This window comes from Methylorubrum aminovorans (genome assembly GCF_022179725.1).
Lineage (GTDB): Bacteria > Pseudomonadota > Alphaproteobacteria > Rhizobiales > Beijerinckiaceae > Methylobacterium > Methylobacterium aminovorans.
The window spans coordinates 56,570-74,453 of the sequence record NZ_BPRC01000003.1 but is presented as its reverse complement, the minus strand read 5'-3'; the positions used below and the strand labels follow the sequence as shown (position 1 = coordinate 74,453).

General features: G+C 68.2%; 12 protein-coding genes. 10 read left to right on the top strand and 2 right to left on the bottom strand.

What is annotated here, in order from left to right; translation table 11 throughout:
- The first annotated feature begins 124 nt into the window (after nucleotides 1-124).
- From fabD to mltG, 5 genes are all read left to right on the top strand, one after another.
- Nucleotides 125-1,057, top strand: a complete 933-nt coding sequence (gene fabD, locus MFF24_RS06765; RefSeq protein ID WP_238223432.1) for an ACP S-malonyltransferase — start codon at nucleotides 125-127, stop codon at nucleotides 1,055-1,057.
- A 32-nt stretch (nucleotides 1,058-1,089) separates the two neighbouring features.
- Nucleotides 1,090-1,830: a 3-oxoacyl-[acyl-carrier-protein] reductase gene (gene fabG / locus MFF24_RS06760; RefSeq protein ID WP_108938583.1), complete on the top strand. Its 741-nt coding sequence runs from the start codon at nucleotides 1,090-1,092 to the stop codon at nucleotides 1,828-1,830.
- A gap of 261 nt (nucleotides 1,831-2,091) precedes the next feature.
- Nucleotides 2,092-2,328, top strand: coding sequence for an acyl carrier protein (locus tag MFF24_RS06755; protein ID WP_003599981.1), 237 nt, complete (start codon nucleotides 2,092-2,094; stop codon nucleotides 2,326-2,328).
- 123 nt (nucleotides 2,329-2,451) lie between these two features.
- Nucleotides 2,452-3,714: a beta-ketoacyl-ACP synthase II gene (gene fabF / locus MFF24_RS06750; RefSeq protein WP_133090781.1), complete on the top strand. Its 1,263-nt coding sequence runs from the start codon at nucleotides 2,452-2,454 to the stop codon at nucleotides 3,712-3,714.
- Nucleotides 3,715-3,982: 268 nt separating this feature from the next.
- Entirely contained in the window at nucleotides 3,983-5,374 is a 1,392-nt protein-coding gene (gene mltG, locus MFF24_RS06745; RefSeq protein ID WP_108938585.1) for an endolytic transglycosylase MltG, read from the top strand.
- Nucleotides 5,375-5,395: 21 nt separating this feature from the next.
- Here the strand turns inward: mltG and MFF24_RS06740 are convergent, their stop codons facing one another.
- Nucleotides 5,396-6,139 (bottom strand): HAD family hydrolase, encoded by a 744-nt coding sequence (locus MFF24_RS06740; protein WP_238223430.1) that lies wholly within the window; start codon nucleotides 6,137-6,139, stop codon nucleotides 5,396-5,398.
- Nucleotides 6,123-8,510, bottom strand: a complete 2,388-nt coding sequence (locus MFF24_RS06735; RefSeq protein ID WP_238223428.1) for a glycoside hydrolase family 65 protein — start codon at nucleotides 8,508-8,510, stop codon at nucleotides 6,123-6,125. Before MFF24_RS06735 ends, MFF24_RS06740 begins: the two co-directional genes overlap by 17 nt.
- Before the next feature lie 585 nt (nucleotides 8,511-9,095).
- On the opposite strand from MFF24_RS06735, the gene MFF24_RS06730 reads away from it, so the two are divergent.
- The 5 genes from MFF24_RS06730 (at nucleotide 9,096) to MFF24_RS06710 (ending at nucleotide 17,872) form a co-directional block, all read left to right on the top strand.
- Nucleotides 9,096-10,298, top strand: a complete 1,203-nt coding sequence (locus MFF24_RS06730) for an acetate/propionate family kinase (protein WP_238223422.1) — start codon at nucleotides 9,096-9,098, stop codon at nucleotides 10,296-10,298.
- A complete protein-coding gene (locus MFF24_RS06725; RefSeq protein ID WP_108938589.1) occupies nucleotides 10,295-11,326 on the top strand; it encodes an HlyD family secretion protein in 1,032 nt (343 codons plus the stop codon). Before MFF24_RS06730 ends, MFF24_RS06725 begins: the two co-directional genes overlap by 4 nt.
- A 7-nt stretch (nucleotides 11,327-11,333) precedes the next feature.
- A complete protein-coding gene (gene rbbA, locus MFF24_RS06720) occupies nucleotides 11,334-14,117 on the top strand; it encodes a ribosome-associated ATPase/putative transporter RbbA (protein ID WP_238223420.1) in 2,784 nt (927 codons plus the stop codon).
- A 1-nt stretch (nucleotide 14,118) separates the two neighbouring features.
- A complete protein-coding gene (locus MFF24_RS06715) occupies nucleotides 14,119-15,324 on the top strand; it encodes an ABC transporter permease (RefSeq protein WP_238223412.1) in 1,206 nt (401 codons plus the stop codon).
- Nucleotides 15,325-15,448: 124 nt separating this feature from the next.
- Nucleotides 15,449-17,872, top strand: a complete 2,424-nt coding sequence (locus MFF24_RS06710) for a phosphoketolase family protein (protein WP_238223411.1) — start codon at nucleotides 15,449-15,451, stop codon at nucleotides 17,870-17,872.
- Nucleotides 17,873-17,884: the final 12 nt, after the last annotated feature.

The window sequence follows — 17,884 nt, the reverse complement described above, 5'->3', positions numbered from 1 at the left end:
CAGGGTCTCCCGGCGATCCCGATCAGCGGCAGTCCGTCTTGTGGCTGTACGCGTGCGGCGTGACGGCGGGCCGACCCCGATTGCGCCGGGGCACCCGTCCCGGTGCTCAAGGCGACGGGACGTCATGACGCGAGCCTTCATCTTTCCGGGACAGGGCAGCCAAGCGGTCGGCATGGGCAAGGCGCTGAGCGAGGCGTCACCGGCCGCCCGGCAGGTCTTCGAGGAGGTCGATGCGGCGCTCGGCCAGAACCTGTCGCGGCTGATGTTCGAGGGCCCGTCGGAAGAACTGACACTGACCGCCAACGCGCAGCCGGCGCTGATGGCGGCGAGCCTCGCGGTGCTGCGCACCCTGGAGGCCGAGCGCGGCCTCGATCTAGCGCGCGACGCGGCATTCGTGGCCGGCCACTCGCTCGGCGAGTACTCGGCGCTGGCCGCCGCCGGCACCTTCACGATCTCCGACGCCGCCCGCCTGCTGCGCATCCGCGGCGAGGCGATGCAGCGGGCGGTGGCGCCCGGCATCGGCGCCATGGCCGCCCTGCTCGGGCCTGACCTCGCGACTGCGCGCGACATCGCGGAAGAGGCGGCACAGGGCATGGTCTGCGACGTCGCCAACGACAACGGCGCCGGTCAGGTCGTCCTTTCCGGTCACCGGGAGGCCGTCGAACGGGCGATGGCGCTGGCTCAGGGGCGCGGCGTGCGCCGGGCCGTGCTTCTCAACGTCTCCGCTCCGTTCCACTGCGCCCTGATGGCGCCGGCGGCCGAAGCGATGCGCCGGGCGCTGGCCGAGGTGGCGATGAAGGCGCCCGTCGTGCCGGTCTATGCCAATGTCACCGCCGGCCCGCTCACCGAGCCGGACGCGATCCGCGACGCGCTGGTGACCCAGGTCACCGGAACCGTGCGCTGGGCCGAGAGCGTCGCCGCCATGGCCGAGGCCGGCGTCGACCGCTTCCACGAACTCGGCGCCGGCAAGGTGCTGACCGGGCTCGTCAAGCGGATCGCGCCGAGCGCTTCGGCAAGCGCGGTCGGCACGCCCGACGACGTCGCCGCCTACGCCTGATTCCTTTTCCCCGATCGAAAAGAGCCGACACCATGTTCGACCTCACCGGCCGCAAGGCCCTCGTCACCGGCGCGACCGGTGGGCTCGGCGGGGCGATCGCCCGGGCGCTGCACGCGCAGGGCGCGCATGTCGCGCTGTCCGGCACCCGCCGCGCGGTACTCGACGAGCTGGCAGCCGAACTCGGCGGCGAGCGCGTCGCGGTGGTCGAGGCGAACCTCGCCGACAAGGCCGCGGTGGAAGCGCTGCTTCCTGCCGCCGAATCGGCCCTCGGCGGTCTCGACATCCTGATCAACAATGCCGGCATCACCCGCGACAACCTCTTCATGCGGATGAAGGATGAGGAGTGGGAGGCGGTTCTCGACGTCAACCTCACCGCCGCCTTCCGCCTGTCGCGCGCCGCGCTCAGAGGCATGATGAAGCGCCGCTACGGCCGCATCATCGGCATCAGCTCGGTAGTCGGTGCCACCGGCAATCCGGGACAGGGCAACTATGCGGCGGCCAAGGCCGGCCTCGTCGGCATGACCAAGGCCCTGGCGGCGGAGGTCGCCACGCGCGGCATCACCGTGAACTGCATCGCGCCGGGCTTCATCGCCTCGGCGATGACCGATGCGCTGAACGAGAAGCAGCGCGAGACGATTCTCACCCGCGTGCCGGCGGGCCGGCTCGGCACCGGCGCCGAGATCGGTGCGGCGGCGGTTTATCTCGCGTCGGAAGAAGCGGGTTACGTGACCGGGCAAACGCTGCACGTCAATGGCGGCATGGCGATGTATTGAGACCGTCCACAAAGGGGTGTTCTGACCGGAAAACCACGGCGATGAATGCTTTCTGAACCGCCCCTCGCCAGAGCGGAAACCCTGTGTTAACACCCGGCTCAGCCGTGCAGGGGAGTTGACGGTTCAGCGGGTTGCGGCTTTTTCCAAACCACGCGCGATCGAACACCGGCCGTCCCAAAAACCCCCGAAGCGGGAAGGCGGCCACGGCGCTTTCGTCAGAAGCACAAACCACCACGATCGAAAAGACGAGGACCAACAACGATGAGCGATATCGCCGAGCGCGTGAAGAAGATCGTCGTCGAGCATCTGGGCGTCGAGCCTGAGAAGGTCACCGAGGCCTCCAACTTCATCGACGATCTCGGCGCCGACAGCCTCGACACCGTCGAGCTGGTGATGGCGTTCGAGGAGGAGTTCAACGTCGAGATTCCGGACGACGCGGCCGAGACCATCCAGACGGTCGGCGACGCGATCAAGTTCCTGGAGAAGAACTCCGCCTAAGGCGGTGTCCTCACGCGGGCGGGGTCGACAAGACCCCGCGCGCCACCATGTTTCGAAGAACCGTCGTCCTTCGGGACGAACAATGAGTCCTTCGCGGACTGAGCGGATCGTTGGGATCAGGCAATGCGTCGGGTGGTGATCACGGGTCTGGGGATGGTGTCGCCGCTGGGCGGCAACGTCGAGCATACCTGGAGCCGCCTCATCGCCGGTGACAGCGGCGCCTCCGCGGTCACCGCCTTCCAGACCGACGATCTCGCCTGTCGGATCGCCTGCACACTGCCCTTCGGCGACGGCTCCGACGGAACCTTCAACCCCGACCGGTGGATGGAGGTGAAGGAGCAGCGTAAGGTCGATCCCTTCATCGTCTACGCCATGGCCGCCGCCGGCCAAGCGCTCGACGATGCCGACTGGCACCCGAAATCCGACGCAGACCAGGAGGCCACCGGCGTCCTGATCGGTTCGGGCATCGGCGGCATCGGCACGATCTACGACGCCTCCGTGACTCTCCACGAGAAGGGTCCGCGGCGCATCTCGCCCTTCTTCATCCCTGGCCGCATCATCAATCTCGCCTCGGGGCAGGTCTCGATCCAGCACGGGCTGAAGGGCCCGAATCACGCGGTCGTCACGGCCTGCTCCACCGGCGCGCACGCCATCGGCGACGCCTCGCGGCTGATCGCGCTGGGCGATGCCGACGTGATGGTGGCCGGCGGGACCGAGGCGCCGGTCAACCGGCTGTCGCTGGCGGGTTTTGCGGCCTGCCGCGCGCTCTCCACGGGCTTCAACGACGATCCGACCAAGGCGTCCCGGCCCTACGACCGCGACCGCGACGGCTTCGTCATGGGCGAGGGCGCCGGCATCGTCGTGCTCGAGGAATACGAGCACGCCAAGGCGCGCGGCGCCAAGATCTACGCCGAGGTGATCGGCTACGGCCTGTCTGGCGACGCCTACCACATCACCTCGCCCGCCCCGGACGGCGACGGTGGCTACCGCTGCATGAAGGCGGCGGTGAAGCGGGCCGGGATCGACCCGTCCGAGATCGACTATATCAACGCCCACGGCACCTCGACCCCGCTCGGCGACGAGCTGGAACTCAAGGCTGTGGAGCGCCTGCTCGGCGACGCCGCCTCCAAGGCGTCGATGTCCTCGACGAAGTCGGCGATCGGCCACCTGCTCGGCGCGGCTGGCGCAGTGGAGGCGATCTTCTCCGTGCTGGCGATTCGCGACGGGGTGATGCCGCCGACGCTGAACCTCGACAACCCGTCGGTCGAGACCGCGATCGACCTCATTCCGCATGAGGCCAAGCGCAAGCGCGTCGATACGGTCCTCTCGAACTCTTTCGGCTTCGGCGGCACCAATGCCTCGCTGCTGATGCGCAGAGTCGCCTAGCGCACCGTCCCGAAAGGCGGCCGCCGGCTTTCGGGCAGAAACGATGTGAAGAGGCCGATGATCCGCCGACCGTCGGCGATGTGTGGCGTCCCGGTCGCAGGCAACGCCATTTCGCCACAAAACGGCTTAGACTGCCTCGCAGAGTGCCTGGCTCTCCACCGGGCCAAGACTTTGTGAGAGACGCTCAAGGTTCCGCCCGTCGAACGTTCGTCGGCCGGAACACGGTGCCTTGAGCGGGGCACCGCACAGGGCCACAGCAGGATTCCGGATGTTTCGCAGACGACAAGATCCGCCGTCTCCGCCGCCCGCCTCCGAGGAGCCGTCGCTGCCGAACCGGCCGTCGCCGCGCAGCCCGAGCGAGGCGATCAAGCCCACCGTCGCCCCTCCCCCGCCCGAGAGGCCGGAGCGCCGCCGCGGCGGCCTGCTCGCCACCATCAGCGGGTTCCTGACACTTGGCGTCGTGCTGGCGCTCGGCGCCCTGATCGGTCTCACTCTGATCAACCGGCAAGCCTCCGAGCCGGGTCCGCTCGCCGCCGACAAAGTCGTGGTGATCCCCAGCCGCAGCGGCACCTCGGAGATTGCCAGCATCCTCGCCCGCGAGGGCGTGATCGAGCATCCGAGCCTGTTCGAGATGTCCGCCCGCTTCGGTGGCAAGGGGCCGCTCAAGCATGGCGAGTACATGTTCAAGGCCCATGCCAGCGTGAAGGACGCGATCGAGACGCTGACCAATGGGCGTCAGGTCCAGCACGCCATCACCTTCCCCGAAGGCCTCACCTCCGAGCAGATCGTCGCCCGGCTCAACGACAACGACGTGCTCTCCGGCGAAATCGCTGAGACGCCGCCGGAAGGCTCGCTCCTGCCAGATACCTACAAGTTCGAGCGCGGCGCCACGCGCCAGCAGATCGTCAACCTGATGCGCGCCAAGCAGCGCGAGGTGCTGAATCAGATCTGGCAGCGCCGCAGCGCCGATGTACCGGTGAAGACGCCGGCCGAGATGGTGACGCTGGCCTCCATCGTCGAGAAGGAGACCGGCCGCGCCGACGAGCGGCCGCGAGTGGCGGGCGTGTTCGTCAACCGCCTGCAGAAGCGGATGAAACTGCAATCCGATCCCACCATCGTCTACGGGCTCGTCGGCGGGCGCGGCACCCTCGGGCGCGGCATCCTGCGCTCGGAGATCGAGCGCGCGACCCCCTACAACACCTACGTGATCGAGGGCCTGCCCCCCGGCCCGATCGCCAATCCGGGCCGGGCAGCCCTGGAGGCGGTCGCCAACCCCTCGCGCACCAAGGATCTCTACTTCGTCGCCGACGGCACCGGTGGCCACGCCTTCGCCGATTCCCTTGAGGGTCACCAGCGCAACGTGACCCGCTGGCGCCAAGTGGAGCGCTCCCGCCAGCAGTCGCAGCAGGCCGATCCCACGGCCGTCGACAAGGTCGATCCGAACACCGCCGAGCCGAATGCCGGCCAGCCCGGCGCAATCCCCGGTCGCTCGTCGGCCTACGCGCCGGGCTCGAACGCGGCGCTGGACGGCGGGGCGGCCGACGGCGGAGCGCGCCCGAAGGCCTTCGACGCCTCCGAAGGCACCCGGCTCGACCCCCTGCGCAACAAGACCTTCGATCTCGGCTCTCCGAAGACGGTGCCGGCGCTACGCAACCCGTGACGTCGCCCGCCGCAGTTCTCCTCAGATGTGAGAGGGAGGAACAGGCCGGGTGCGCAGGACGCCGCTCGGCAAGGCGCGCATATCGAGCTCATCGAGCGAGGTGAGGACGAGGTCGGCCCTTGCCGCCCGCAATAGAGCCTCATCGCCGAGCCGGGCGATGCCGAGCCCGGCCATGCCGCCGGCCTTCGCTGCCCGGATCCCGGCCGGCGCGTCCTCGACGACGAGGCATTGCCAGGGAGGCGTGTCCACGGCGGCGGCGGCGAGCAGGAACAGGGCCGGATCGGGCTTGCCGCGCGGCACCTCGCGCCCGCTCACATCGGCATCGAACAGCGACAGCAGCGTGCGGCCCTCGGATAAGATCACGCGGGCCAGCAGCGCGTCGGCGTTCTTCGAGGCCGAGGCAAGCACCGTACGCAGCGGCAAACCCCGCAGCGCCTCGGCGAAACGGATCGCATCGGGGAACGCTTCGAACCGGTCTTCCGCGATCAGCCGGTCGATCACCGCCTGCTTTTTCTCCGCGTAGGCAGCGGCCTGCGCCGCCGCCCCGGAACCGCCGAGACGCTCCAGCGTGGCCCGTGCGCCCTCGAGCCGCCGCTTGCCCGCGACATAGGCCTGATAAAAAGCCGTGGTGAAGCCGCTCGGGTCGGCGAAATCGGCGAGCGCCTCGCGCCAAGCCTGCTCGTGGGGCGAATCGACCAGCACGCCGTCGACGTCGAAGATCACCGCGCGCAGGGGCTCCGTTACGGCGTCAGGGCTTGGAGCCATGGTCATCCCCGGCCGGCGGGCGGATCGTGCGCGTCACCGAGGGCTTGGCCGCCGAAAGGCCGAGGCGCTCCCCTTCATGCCACAGGGTCAGTTCCTTCCCCTCCAGCAGGCTGTAGGTGGCGGCGGCGTGGTCGAGTTCGACCCGGATCGTCCGGCCGCGGATGCGGAGCGTGAAGCTCATCCGGCCCCAGGCTTCGGGCAGGCAGGGATGGAAGCCGATGCGTCCGCCCGTGTCGCGCATCCCTGCGAAACCGTAGACCAGGGCGAGCCACGTGCCGCCGATCGCCGCGATGTGCGCGCCGTGCATCATGTTCCCGCCGATATCGGACAGGTCCATCGCCACGGCGAAGTTGAAGTAGTGGATCGCCTTCTCGCGCAATCCGATCTCGTTGGCGACGATGCTCTGGATGCAGACGGAGAGCGACGAGTCGTGGGTGGTCAGCGGGTCGTAATACTCGAAGTTTCGCCGCTTGGCCTCGTGCGAGAATTGCTCGCTCAGCAGGAACATGGCCAGCACCATGTCGGCCTGTTTGATCACCTGACACCGGTACAGGTTCAGCGGGTGGTAGTGCAGCAGCAGCGGGTAATGATCCTCCGGCGTGGCCGCGAAATCCCACCGCTCCAGATCGAGGAAGGCGTCATCCTGCGGATGCACCTTCAGCCGATCGTCGTAGGGCAGGTACATGTGCTCCGCCGCCCGATCCCAGGCCTCGGGCTCGTCCGGTTCGAGGCTGGTGCGGCGCACGAGGCTGGCAAAGCTCTCGGGGTCGTCGCGCTGTAGCCTGCGCACGGTCGCGGCGGCGGTGCGCATGTTCTCCCGCGCCATCAGGTTCGTGTAGCAGTTGTTGTTGACGATCGCCGTATACTCGTCCGGCCCGGTCACACCGTGGATGCAGAAGCGGCCGCCCATCCGCTCGGAGAAGAAGCCGAGGTCGCACCAGAGACGGGCGGTCTCGACCAGGATCTCGGCGCCGTAGCGGCACAGAAAATCCTCGTCACCGCTCACCTCGACGTACTGGCGCACGGCGAAGGCGATGTCGGCGTTGATGTGATACTGCGCCGTCCCCGCCTCGTAATAGGCGGAGGCCTCCCGTCCGTTGATCGTGCGCCAGGGAAACATCGCGCCGCGATGCCCGAGTTCGCGAGCCCGGTCGCGAGCGCTGTCGAGCATGTCGTAGCGGACCTTGAGCAGGCTGCGCGCCATCGGCGGATTGGTGTAGATCAGGAACGGCAGGACGTAGATCTCGGTGTCCCAGAAGTAGTGCCCCTCATAGGTCCGCCCGGTCAGACCGCGGGCGGGGATGCCGTGTCCCTCGGCCCGCTCCGAGGCCTGCATCAACTGGAACAGATTCCAGCGGATCGCCTGCTGCAATCTCGGGTTTTCGGCGTCCACCCTCACGTCGGCGCGCTGCCAGAAGCGGTCGACATCCGCCTCCTGGCGCGCGCGGATCGATGCGAAGCCGCGCTCCACCGCACGGTCGAGCGTCCAGGCCACCCGCGAGCGGATCGGTTCGGGCGCCGTGTCGCCGGAATAATGGTAGCTCAGGTATTTGTGGACGCGGATCGTCTGGCCCGGCGCGAGGGTGCTGCGAACGACGATGCGGGCGAGGTCGTCGTCGCAGCTCGCCTGGGCGGCAAACGGGCCGTCGGCAGCGATGACGTGATCCATGCCGCAGCCGAGCACCAATCCGGAACTTACGGTGCGATAGCTGAGAATGGCGCGCAAAGCCGCGACCCGGAACCCGGTCGGGTGCAGGACGCGGCCCACGAACCCCTCCGCCAAGCGCGGGTCGCTGGTGTCGGCGGCGAGCGGCTGGTCGTTCCGCAACTCGGATGCGATCACCACCTCCGCCTCGGCGTCCTCGATCGTCAGCGCGTATTCGACCGCGGCGAGATGGCGATGCGCGAGGGAGACGAGGCGGAGCGTGCGCAGGCGCAGGCGCTTCCCCGAAGGCGTCAGCCAAGCCACGTGCCGGTTCAGGGTTCCGGTCCGGAAATCGAGGATGCGCCGATAGGAGAGGATTTCGGCCTCCGCCAGGACGAAGGGCTCATCGTCGACGGAGAGCGACATGAGCATCCCGTCGGGACAGTTCAGGATGCTCTGGCCGACCGTGGGAAAGCCGTAGGCGCGCTCGCCGTACGAGATCGGGCGGTGCTCGTAGAAGCCGTTGAGATAGGTCCCCGCCTCGCGGACCGGTGTTCCCTCGTCGGCGATCCCGCGCATTCCGAGATAGCCGTTCGACAAGGCGAACATCGTCTCCCCCTGCCCGGTGAAGTCACGCGCCAATTCGCGCACGTAGCGGACGGCCTCGATCGCCCACGGGTTCGGGGGAAAGATATCGGTCGGCGGATTCAGGCGCGGGCGCAGCATCGATCGTCCGTTCGCTCGGTCTCGGGGGATGCCGGCCCGGCGGTCCCGTTGGCGACGGAGGGCCGGATGCCGTCACGGATCGCCGGCCCCATGCTTTTCGCCCACTCGGACAGACCGGCACCGCCATGGGGCCGGAGCCGAGCCGGCACGGCCTGCGAACATGCAACCTGAATAGCGTTGATCTCGAAGCCGCCCGCAATACCCGCGGTACACGACCGATCATTCCATACAATCGACGCAACCATACGGTGTCAATAGCGGTTGAAGATCGAATAACTGAGCAACGATGATCGCGATCGGCGATTATTTATCATTTGCTAAAAGATCATAATCTCAATTTTCGCTCAAAATCCTCCGCATTTTCTTTTTGGAGCCTGCCGTCATTTGCTTCATCGCGGAAAATATTGGAATCATTGATCGTCTTCGATCGGCCCCCTCACGGCTGACCGTGCCGGTGACCGACGGATGGAGCCGATCCGATGACCGTGCGCCTCACGCCGATCCCGGCATCCGACGGCCGCCAGCCCGTGAGGCGCGGCCCCGAACCCGAGCGGAGGCGATCGACGCCTCCGGCATGAGGCTGACATGAACGACAGCATTTTGGTCGTGAATGCCGGCAGTTCGTCGATCAAGTTCAAGCTGTACCGGATCGACGGCGCGGACCTGGCTCCCCTCCTGGGCGGCGGGATGAGCGGCATCGGCGGCACGCCCCTGCTGACGGTGAAGGACGGACGCGGTGCCGTTCTGGAAGAGCGCCGCTTCACGCCCGGCGACGTACCGGACGCCTCGGCCGCGCAGCACCACCTCGAAGATTGGTTCGCCCACCACCGCGGCGCCGAGTCGATCGTCGCGGTCGGGCACCGGGTGGTTCATGGCGGGCCGGACTTCGCGGAGCCGGTGTTGGTCGATGACGCGGTGCTGCGCAGGCTCGAAAGCTTCATCCCGCTGGCGCCGCTGCACCAACTCGGCAACCTCGATCCGATCCGGGTGCTGCGGCAGCGTCGGCCCGACCTGCCGCAGGTCGCCTGCTTCGACACCGCCTTCCATCGCGGCCATCCGGAGCTGTCCGACCGCTTCGCCCTGCCCCGCTTCCTGCACGACGAGGGCGTGCGGCGCTACGGCTTTCACGGCCTGTCCTACGAATACGTCGCCGGGCGCCTGCGGGATCTGGCGCCCGAGACTGCGCAGGGGCGCGTGGTGGTCGCCCATCTCGGCTCCGGCGCCTCGCTCTGCGCCCTGAAGGGCGGCCGGAGCCAGGAGACCACCATGAGCTTCACCGCTCTCGACGGCGTGCCCATGGGCACGCGCTGCGGCGCGCTCGATCCCGGCGTCGTGCTGCACCTTATCGAGCACAAGGGCATGAGTCCGGCCGAGGTCGGGCACATGCTCTACCACGAGAGCGGCTTGCTCGGCCTGTCCGGGCTCAGCAACGACGTGCGGACCCTGCTGGCGAGCGACCGGCCGGAGGCCGCCATGGCCGTCGCCTTCTTCTGCCGGCGGGTGGCGCAGGCGGCGGCATCGCTCGCCGTGACGCTCGGCGGCCTCGACGCCTTCGTCTTCACCGCCGGGATCGGCGAGAACGCGCCCGAGATCCGGCAGCGCATCGTCGCCGAATTGGGCTGGGCCGGTTTGATCCTGAGCAATGACGCCAACCGCTCCGGCGTCGCAAGACTCGATGCGGCGGGAAGCCGGGCGCAGATCTGGATCATCCCGACCGACGAGGAGCGCATGATCGCAAGACACACGCTGCGTCTGCTGGGCCGCGCCGCGCCGGGAGCGACGGCATGAGGCAGACGACGCCGGGCCAAGGGGTGCGCGCCGCCCTTCTCGCGATCGGGCTCGCCGCGGGTTTCGCCGTCGCCGCTCCCCCGCCGGTCCAGGCGCAGTCGCGCTTGAAACAGCTCATCGACCGGCTGCGCGGCCAGCGCATGCCCGAGGGCATCGCCAAATCGAACGGGCGTATTGAGGCGACGCAGGTCGATGTCGCGGCGAAATATGCCGGCCGCATCGCCAAGCTGCTCGTCAAGGAAGGCGACGAGGTCACCGCGGGGCAGGTCGTCGCGACGATTTCCTCACCCGAGACCGAGGCGCAGTTGCGCGGCGCGCAGGCCCAGGTGTTGCGGGCCAAGAAGAGCCTCGCGGAAGCGGTCGCCCTGATCGCCCAGCGCACCAGCGATCTCACCTTCGCCGACGCCGACTACAACCGCGGCAAGGAGTTGGTCGGCAAGGGATATCTCACCAAGCAGATCTTCGACCAGCGCAAGGCCAAGGCGGATGCGGCAAAGGCCGGGCTCGAGGCCGCCAAGGCGGAGGAGGAGCAGGCCAAGTTTGCGGTGAAGAGCGCCGAGGCCGATGTCGAGCGGCTGCAGGCGGTTCTCGTCGATCTCGTGCTGCGGGCGCCCCGCGACGGGCGGGTGCAGTACCGGCTGGCGCGGGAGGGCGAGGTGGTCGGCGCCGGCACCCGCATCCTGACCCTGCTCGACCTCGCCGACGTCTACATGACGATCTACCTGCCGGCCGCGCAGGCCGGGCCGCTGGCGCTCAACGACGATGCCCGGATCATCCTCGATCCGATCCCCCAATACGTCATCCCGGCGACGATCAGCTTCGTCGCCGCCGAGGCGCAGTTCACGCCCAAAAGCGTCGAGACCGAGGAGGAGCGCGAGAAGCTGACTTTCCGGGTCAAGCTCCAGATCGATCCCAAGGTCCTGAAGAAATATCATCAGCGGGTGAAGACGGGCGTGCGCGGCATGGGCTTCGTCCGCACCAAGGCCGATGCGCAATGGCCGCCCGACCTCGCCGTGAAGCTGCCGTGAGGCCGGCATGAGCGACGCGTCCGTCATCGCCCGGCTGGAGCACGTCTCGCATCGCTACGGCGGGACGCGCGCGCTCGACGATGTGTCGCTCGACCTTCCGGCGGGCCGCATGGTCGGGGTCATCGGGCCGGACGGCGTCGGCAAGTCGACGCTGCTCGCGCTCGTGGCCGGCGTGCGGCGGATCCAGACCGGCCGCGTCACGGTGCTCGACGGCGACATGGCGGAGCGCCGGCACCGCACGCGGGAGGCGGCGCGCATCGCCTACATGCCCCAGGGGCTCGGCCGCAATCTCTACCCGACGCTGAGCGTGTTCGAGAACATCGACTTCCACGGCCGCCTGTTCGGCCAGGGTGCGTCGGAGCGGCGGCGGCGCATCACCGACCTGCTCACCGCCACCGGCCTCGACCCGTTCGAAGACCGCCCGGCGGGCAAGCTGTCGGGCGGCATGAAGCAGAAGCTCAGTCTCTGCTGCGCGCTGATCCACGACCCCGACCTCCTGATCCTCGACGAGCCGACAACGGGCGTCGATCCGCTCTCGCGCGGACAGTTCTGGGAGCTGATCGGCTCGATCCGGGCCGGACGGCCCGGCATGAGCGTGATCGTCGCCACCGCCTACATGGACGAGGCCTCGCGCTTCGAGCGGCTGATCGCGATGGATGACGGCCACGTCATCGCCAGCGGCAGCCCCGCCGACCTGCTGGCCCGGACGGGCAAGCCCGACATGGAGGCGGCCTTCATCGCCCTCCTCCCGCCGGAGAAACAGGCGCAGCACCGGCCCGTGGTGCTGAAGCCCCGGCCGCCCCGGCTCGACGCGTTGCCGGCGATCGAGGCCGAACATCTGACGCGGCGCTTCGGCAGCTTCACCGCCGTCGACGACGTCAGCTTCCGCATCGCTCGCGGCGAGATTTTCGGCTTCCTCGGCTCGAACGGCTGCGGCAAGTCCACCACGATGAAGATGCTCACGGGCCTCCTGCCGGTCTCGGAGGGAAGCGCCAAGCTGTTCGGCCACCCCGTGGGCGACAACGACATGGAGACCCGCCGCAACGTCGGCTACATGTCGCAGGCTTTCTCGCTCTACAGCGAGCTGACGGTGCTGCAGAACCTCGAACTGCACGCCCAGCTCTACCACCTGCCGCCGCACGACCGCCCGGTGCGGATCAAGGAGCTTCTCGAGCGCTTCGAACTCGAACCGGTCAAGAACGCGCGGCCCGACAGCCTGCCGCTCGGGATCAAGCAACGGCTCCAGCTCGCGGTCGCCGTGCTGCACCGGCCGGCGATGCTGATCCTCGACGAGCCGACTTCGGGCGTCGATCCCATCGCCCGCGACGCCTTCTGGCGCACGCTGATCGACCTCTCGCGCGACGAGGGCGTCACGATCTTCCTCTCCACCCACTTCATGAACGAGGCCGAGCGCTGCGACCGCATCTCGCTGATGCATGCCGGCCGGGTTCTGGCGGTGGGCACGCCGGCCGAGTTGGTGCGAAAGCGCGGCAGCACTTCGCTGGAACAATGCTTCATCGATTACCTGGCCGAGGCCGCCGGGCTCGACCCGAAAGCGGCGGAGAAGGCGGGGCGCGAGGCGGCGCAAGAAGTAGCGAAGGAGACGGCGGCCAAGCCGGACACCCCGCCCGCCCCGGCACCGCCCCGCGCGGCCCCGCACCGCCACCGCTTCGATCCGCGGCGCCTCTGGGCCTATGCCCGGCGCGAGACGATGGAGCTGCTGCGCGATCCGATCCGCATCGCCTTCGCCTTCATCGGCCCCGTGCTGCTGATGATCGCCTTCGGCTACGGCATCTCGTTCGACGTCGAGAACCTGCGCTTCTCGGCCTTCGACCAGGACAACACCCCGGAAAGCCGCCAGCTCGTCGATGCCTTCACCAGCTCGCGCTACTTCAGCGAGCAGCCGCCGATCAGCTCCGCGACCGAACTCGACCGGCGCTTCCGCAACGGCAGCGTCCAGATCGCCGTCGAGATCCCGCCCCGCTTCGGCCGCGACCTTCAGTCGGGCCGCGCGCCGGAGGTCGCCGTCTGGCTCGACGGGGCGATGCCGTTCCGGGCCGAGACCAGCCGCGGCTACGTCACAGGGCTCGCCAACCAGTACGCCCACCAACTCGCCGTCGAGCGCCTCGGCATCGATGCCTCGAAGACGGTGAGCGTCGAGACGCGCTTTCGCTACAATCAGGCCTTTCGCAGCGTCAACGCCATGGTGCCGAGCGTGATGATGCTGCTGCTCATCCTGATCCCGGCGATCATGTCGGCCATCGCGGTGGTGCGCGAGAAGGAGACGGGGTCGATCGCCAACTTCCGCTCGACGCCGGTGACCAAGTTCGAGTTCCTGCTCGGCAAGCAACTTCCCTATATCGGCATCGCCATGATCAGCTTCGGCCTGCTGGTCCTCGTGGCGCTCTTCGTCTTCGACGTGCGGGTCAAGGGTTCGTTCGCCGCGCTCTGCCTCGGAACGCTGTTCTACGTCTCGGCCACCACCGGCTTCGGGCAATTCATCTCGACCTTCATGAAGACCCAGGTCGCGGCGGTCTTCGCCACCGCACTCCTGTCGATCATCCCGGCCGTCAACTTCTCGGGCCTCCTCGTCCCGATCTCGTCGCTCTCGGGCAGTGCCCGGCTGATCGGGCTCTCGCTGCCGCCGGCTTGGTACCAACCCGTCACCGCCGGCACCTTCACCAAGGGCCTGCCCTTTGCCGAACTCGATCGCAACATCCTCGTGCTGGCGGGCTTTGCCCTCCTGTTCCTGATCCTGTCGCAGCTCCTCCTGCGCAAGCAGGAGGCGTGAGATGCCAGGCCCCGCTCGCAACATCGGCCCTTCCGAGCGCGCCGGCCCTGACCAATCCGCCGCCCCCGCACCGCTGGGCTTCGGCACGCATGCCGCCAACGTGTTCCGCCTCATCGTCAAGGAGCTGCGCAGCATCCGCGCCGATCCAGTGATGCTGTTCCTCGTCGTCTACGCCTTCACCTTCGCCGTCCACTCGGTTGCCTCCGGCGCCTCGACCGAGGTGCGCAACCTGACCGTCGGCGTCGTGGATGAGGATCAGTCCGACCTCTCGCGGCAGATCGTCAGCGCACTCAACCCACCGCTGGTGAAGAGCGTCGTCGCGCTGACGCCGTCCGAGATCGACCCCGCCATGGATACCGGCCGTCTCGTCTTCACGATCGAGCTGCCGCCACGCCTGCAGAAGGACGTGCTCGCCGGCCGTCCGGCCGAGGTCCAGCTCGGCGTCGACGCCACGGCGATGACCCAGGCCGGCAACGGCTCGGTCTACCTCCAGACCATCATCGCCCAGGAAGTCGCCCGTTTCGCCGCGCGCAGCGACCTCAGCGACACCGCCCCGGTGCAGGTGGTGACGCGGGCGAAGTTCAACCCGAATCTCCAGACGAGCTGGTTCACCTCGGTGATGCAGGTAATCAACAACATCACGCTGCTCACCGTCATCCTCACCGGCGCCGCGCTGATCCGCGAGCGCGAGCAGGGCACGGTCGAGCACCTGCTGGTGATGCCGCTGGTGCCCGTCGAGATCATGCTCGCCAAGGTGATCGCCAACGGGCTCGTCATCCTCGTCGGCGCCGGCCTGTCGCTGGTCTTCGTCGTGGAAGGCTGGCTCGGGGTGCCGATCGCAGGCTCGATCCCCCTCTTCCTGTTCGGTGGCGGTCTCTACGCGCTGGCGGTGGCTGCACTCGGCATCCTGCTCGGCACCATCGCCAGTTCCATGGGCCAGTTCGGCCTGCTGGTGATCCCGATCCTGCTGCTGATGCAGTTGCTCTCGGGCAGCAGCACGCCGATGGAGAGCATGCCGTACTGGCTCCAGATCCTGGTGCAGATCGTGAGCCCGACGCCGCACTTCGTCGCGCTGGCCCAGGCCGTCCTCTACCGCGGCGCCGGCCTGTCCGTGGTCTGGCCGCAACTGCTCGCGCTGGCCGCACTCGGCAGCATCTACTTCGTCTTCGCCCTCGCCCGCTTCCGCCGCGTGATCTTCGGGGTCTGACCGACGACGCGCTATTCCCTTGTTTTTGCATCGTCTTTCCCGAAAGCCGGTGACCACCTTTCGGGACGATGCTCTAAGCCGTGCTCCGGTCACCCGGATGCGCCCGCCAGCCAGGAGAAGCCCCGTGACCGAGCCCCAGACCGCGCACCGACCGGCCCCGACGCTGGAGGCCGAGGAACTCGCCCTGATCGACCGCTACTGGCAGGCGGCGAACTACCTCTCCGTCGGTCAGATCTACCTGCTCGACAATCCGCTGCTGCGCGAGCCCTTGAAGCCGGAGCACATCAAGGCGCGGCTCCTCGGCCACTGGGGCACCACGCCGGGCCTCAACTTCATCTACGTCCACCTCAACCGGGTGATCAAAGCCCGCGACCTCGACGCGATCTACATCTGCGGCCCCGGCCATGGCGGGCCCGGCATCGTCGCCAACACCTATCTGGAGGGCACCTACAGCGAGGTTTATCCGAACGTTTCGCAGGACGCGGAGGGCATGCGGAAGCTGTTCCGGCAGTTCTCGTTTCCCGGCGGTATCCCGAGCCACGTCGCCCCCGAAACGCCGGGCTCGATCCACGAGGGCGGCGAACTCGGCTACGCCCTCGTCCATGCCTTCGGCGCCGTGTTCGACAATCCCGACCTGATCGCCGCCTGCGTCGTCGGCGACGGCGAGGCCGAGACCGGGCCGCTCGCCGCCTCGTGGCACTCGAACAAGTTCCTGAGCCCTGTCACCGACGGCGCGGTGCTGCCGATCCTGCATCTCAACGGCTACAAGATCGCCAACCCGACCGTGCTCGGCCGGATGCGCGATGACGAGCTGGAGGCGCTGTTCACCGGCTACGGCTATGAGCCGTTCTTCGTCGAGGGTGACCAGCCCGAGCCGATGCACCGGGCCATGGCCGAGACGCTCGACCGGTCCGTGAGCCGCATCCGGGACATCCAGGCCGAGGCGCGGGGCGGCGGCATGGGCTTTCGCCGCCCGCGCTGGCCGATGATCGTGCTGCGCAGCCCCAAGGGCTGGACCGGGCCGAAGACCGTGGACGGCAAGCGGGTCGAGGGCTTCTGGCGCGCCCATCAGGTACCGGTCGGCAATGCCCGCACCGATGACGGGCACCGAAAGATCCTCGAAGACTGGATGCGGAGCTACGCGCCCGAAACCCTGTTCGACGAGACCGGGCGCCTGCGCCCCGAACTCGCGGCGCTGGCGCCCGAGGGCAAAAGCCGCATGAGCGCCAACCCGCACGCCAATGGCGGTCTCTTGCGCCGTGAGTTGCGGCTCCCGCGCTGGCAGGATTTGGCGCTGGCCGTGCCGCACCCCGGCGCGGCTGTCGGCGAGGCGACCCGCACGCTCGGGCACTACCTGCGCGACGTGGTCCGCCTCAATGCCGAGGCGCGCAATTTCCGCATCATGGGCCCGGACGAGACTGCCTCGAACCGGCTCGACGCCGTGTTCGAGGCGACCGACCGGGTCTGGATCGAGAATATCGAGCCCTACGACGTCAGCCTCGCCCACGAGGGCCGCGTCATGGAGGTCTTGAGCGAGCATCTCTGCCAGGGCTGGCTCGAAGGCTACCTGCTCACCGGCCGCCACGGCTTCTTCTCCTGCTACGAGGCGTTCATCCACATCGTCGATTCGATGTTCAACCAGCACGCCAAGTGGCTGAAGGTGTCGCGCGAACTCGGCTGGCGGCGGCCGATCTCGTCGCTCAACTACCTGCTGACCTCCCATGTCTGGCGGCAGGACCACAACGGCTTCAGTCACCAGGATCCCGGCTTCATCGACCTCGTCGCCAACAAGAAGTCGGACATCGTGCGGGTCTACCTGCCACCGGACGCCAACACCCTGCTCTGGGTCGCCGACCACTGCCTGAAGACCTACGACCGCATCAACGTGATCGTGGCCGGTAAGCAGCCGCAGCCGCAATGGCTCGACGCGCACGCGGCCGGGCTGCATTGCGAGGCCGGCATCGGCATCTGGCACTGGGCCGGCACCGACGACAGCGGCCTCGAACCCGACGTCGTGATGGCCTGCGCCGGCGACGTGCCGACGCTCGAAACCCTCGCCGCCGTCGATCTGCTGAAGCAGTCCGTGCCCGGCCTGCGCATCCGCGTCGTCAACGTGGTCGACCTGATGACGCTGCAATCGGACAGGGACCATCCGCATGGGCTCTCGGACGCCGAGTTCGACAGCCTGTTCACCCGCGATAAGCCGGTGATCTTCGCCTATCACGGCTACCCTTACCTCATTCACCGCCTCACCTACGCCCGTGCCAACCACGCGAACATGCATGTGCGCGGCTTCATCGAGGAGGGCACCACGACGACGCCCTTCGACATGGTGGTGCTGAACGAACTCGACCGCTTCCACCTCGCCATCGAGGCGATCGACCGGGTGCCGGGACTGGTCACGCGGGCGGCGCGGGCCAAGCAGGATTTTCGCGACCGCCTGACCGCGCACAAGCTTCACATCCGCGAGCACGGGGAGGACATGCCCGAGATCCAGGGCTGGAAGTGGCCCTACGAGACCCGCCGGGAGAGCGGCGCACCGCACTGAGCGGACTGAGCG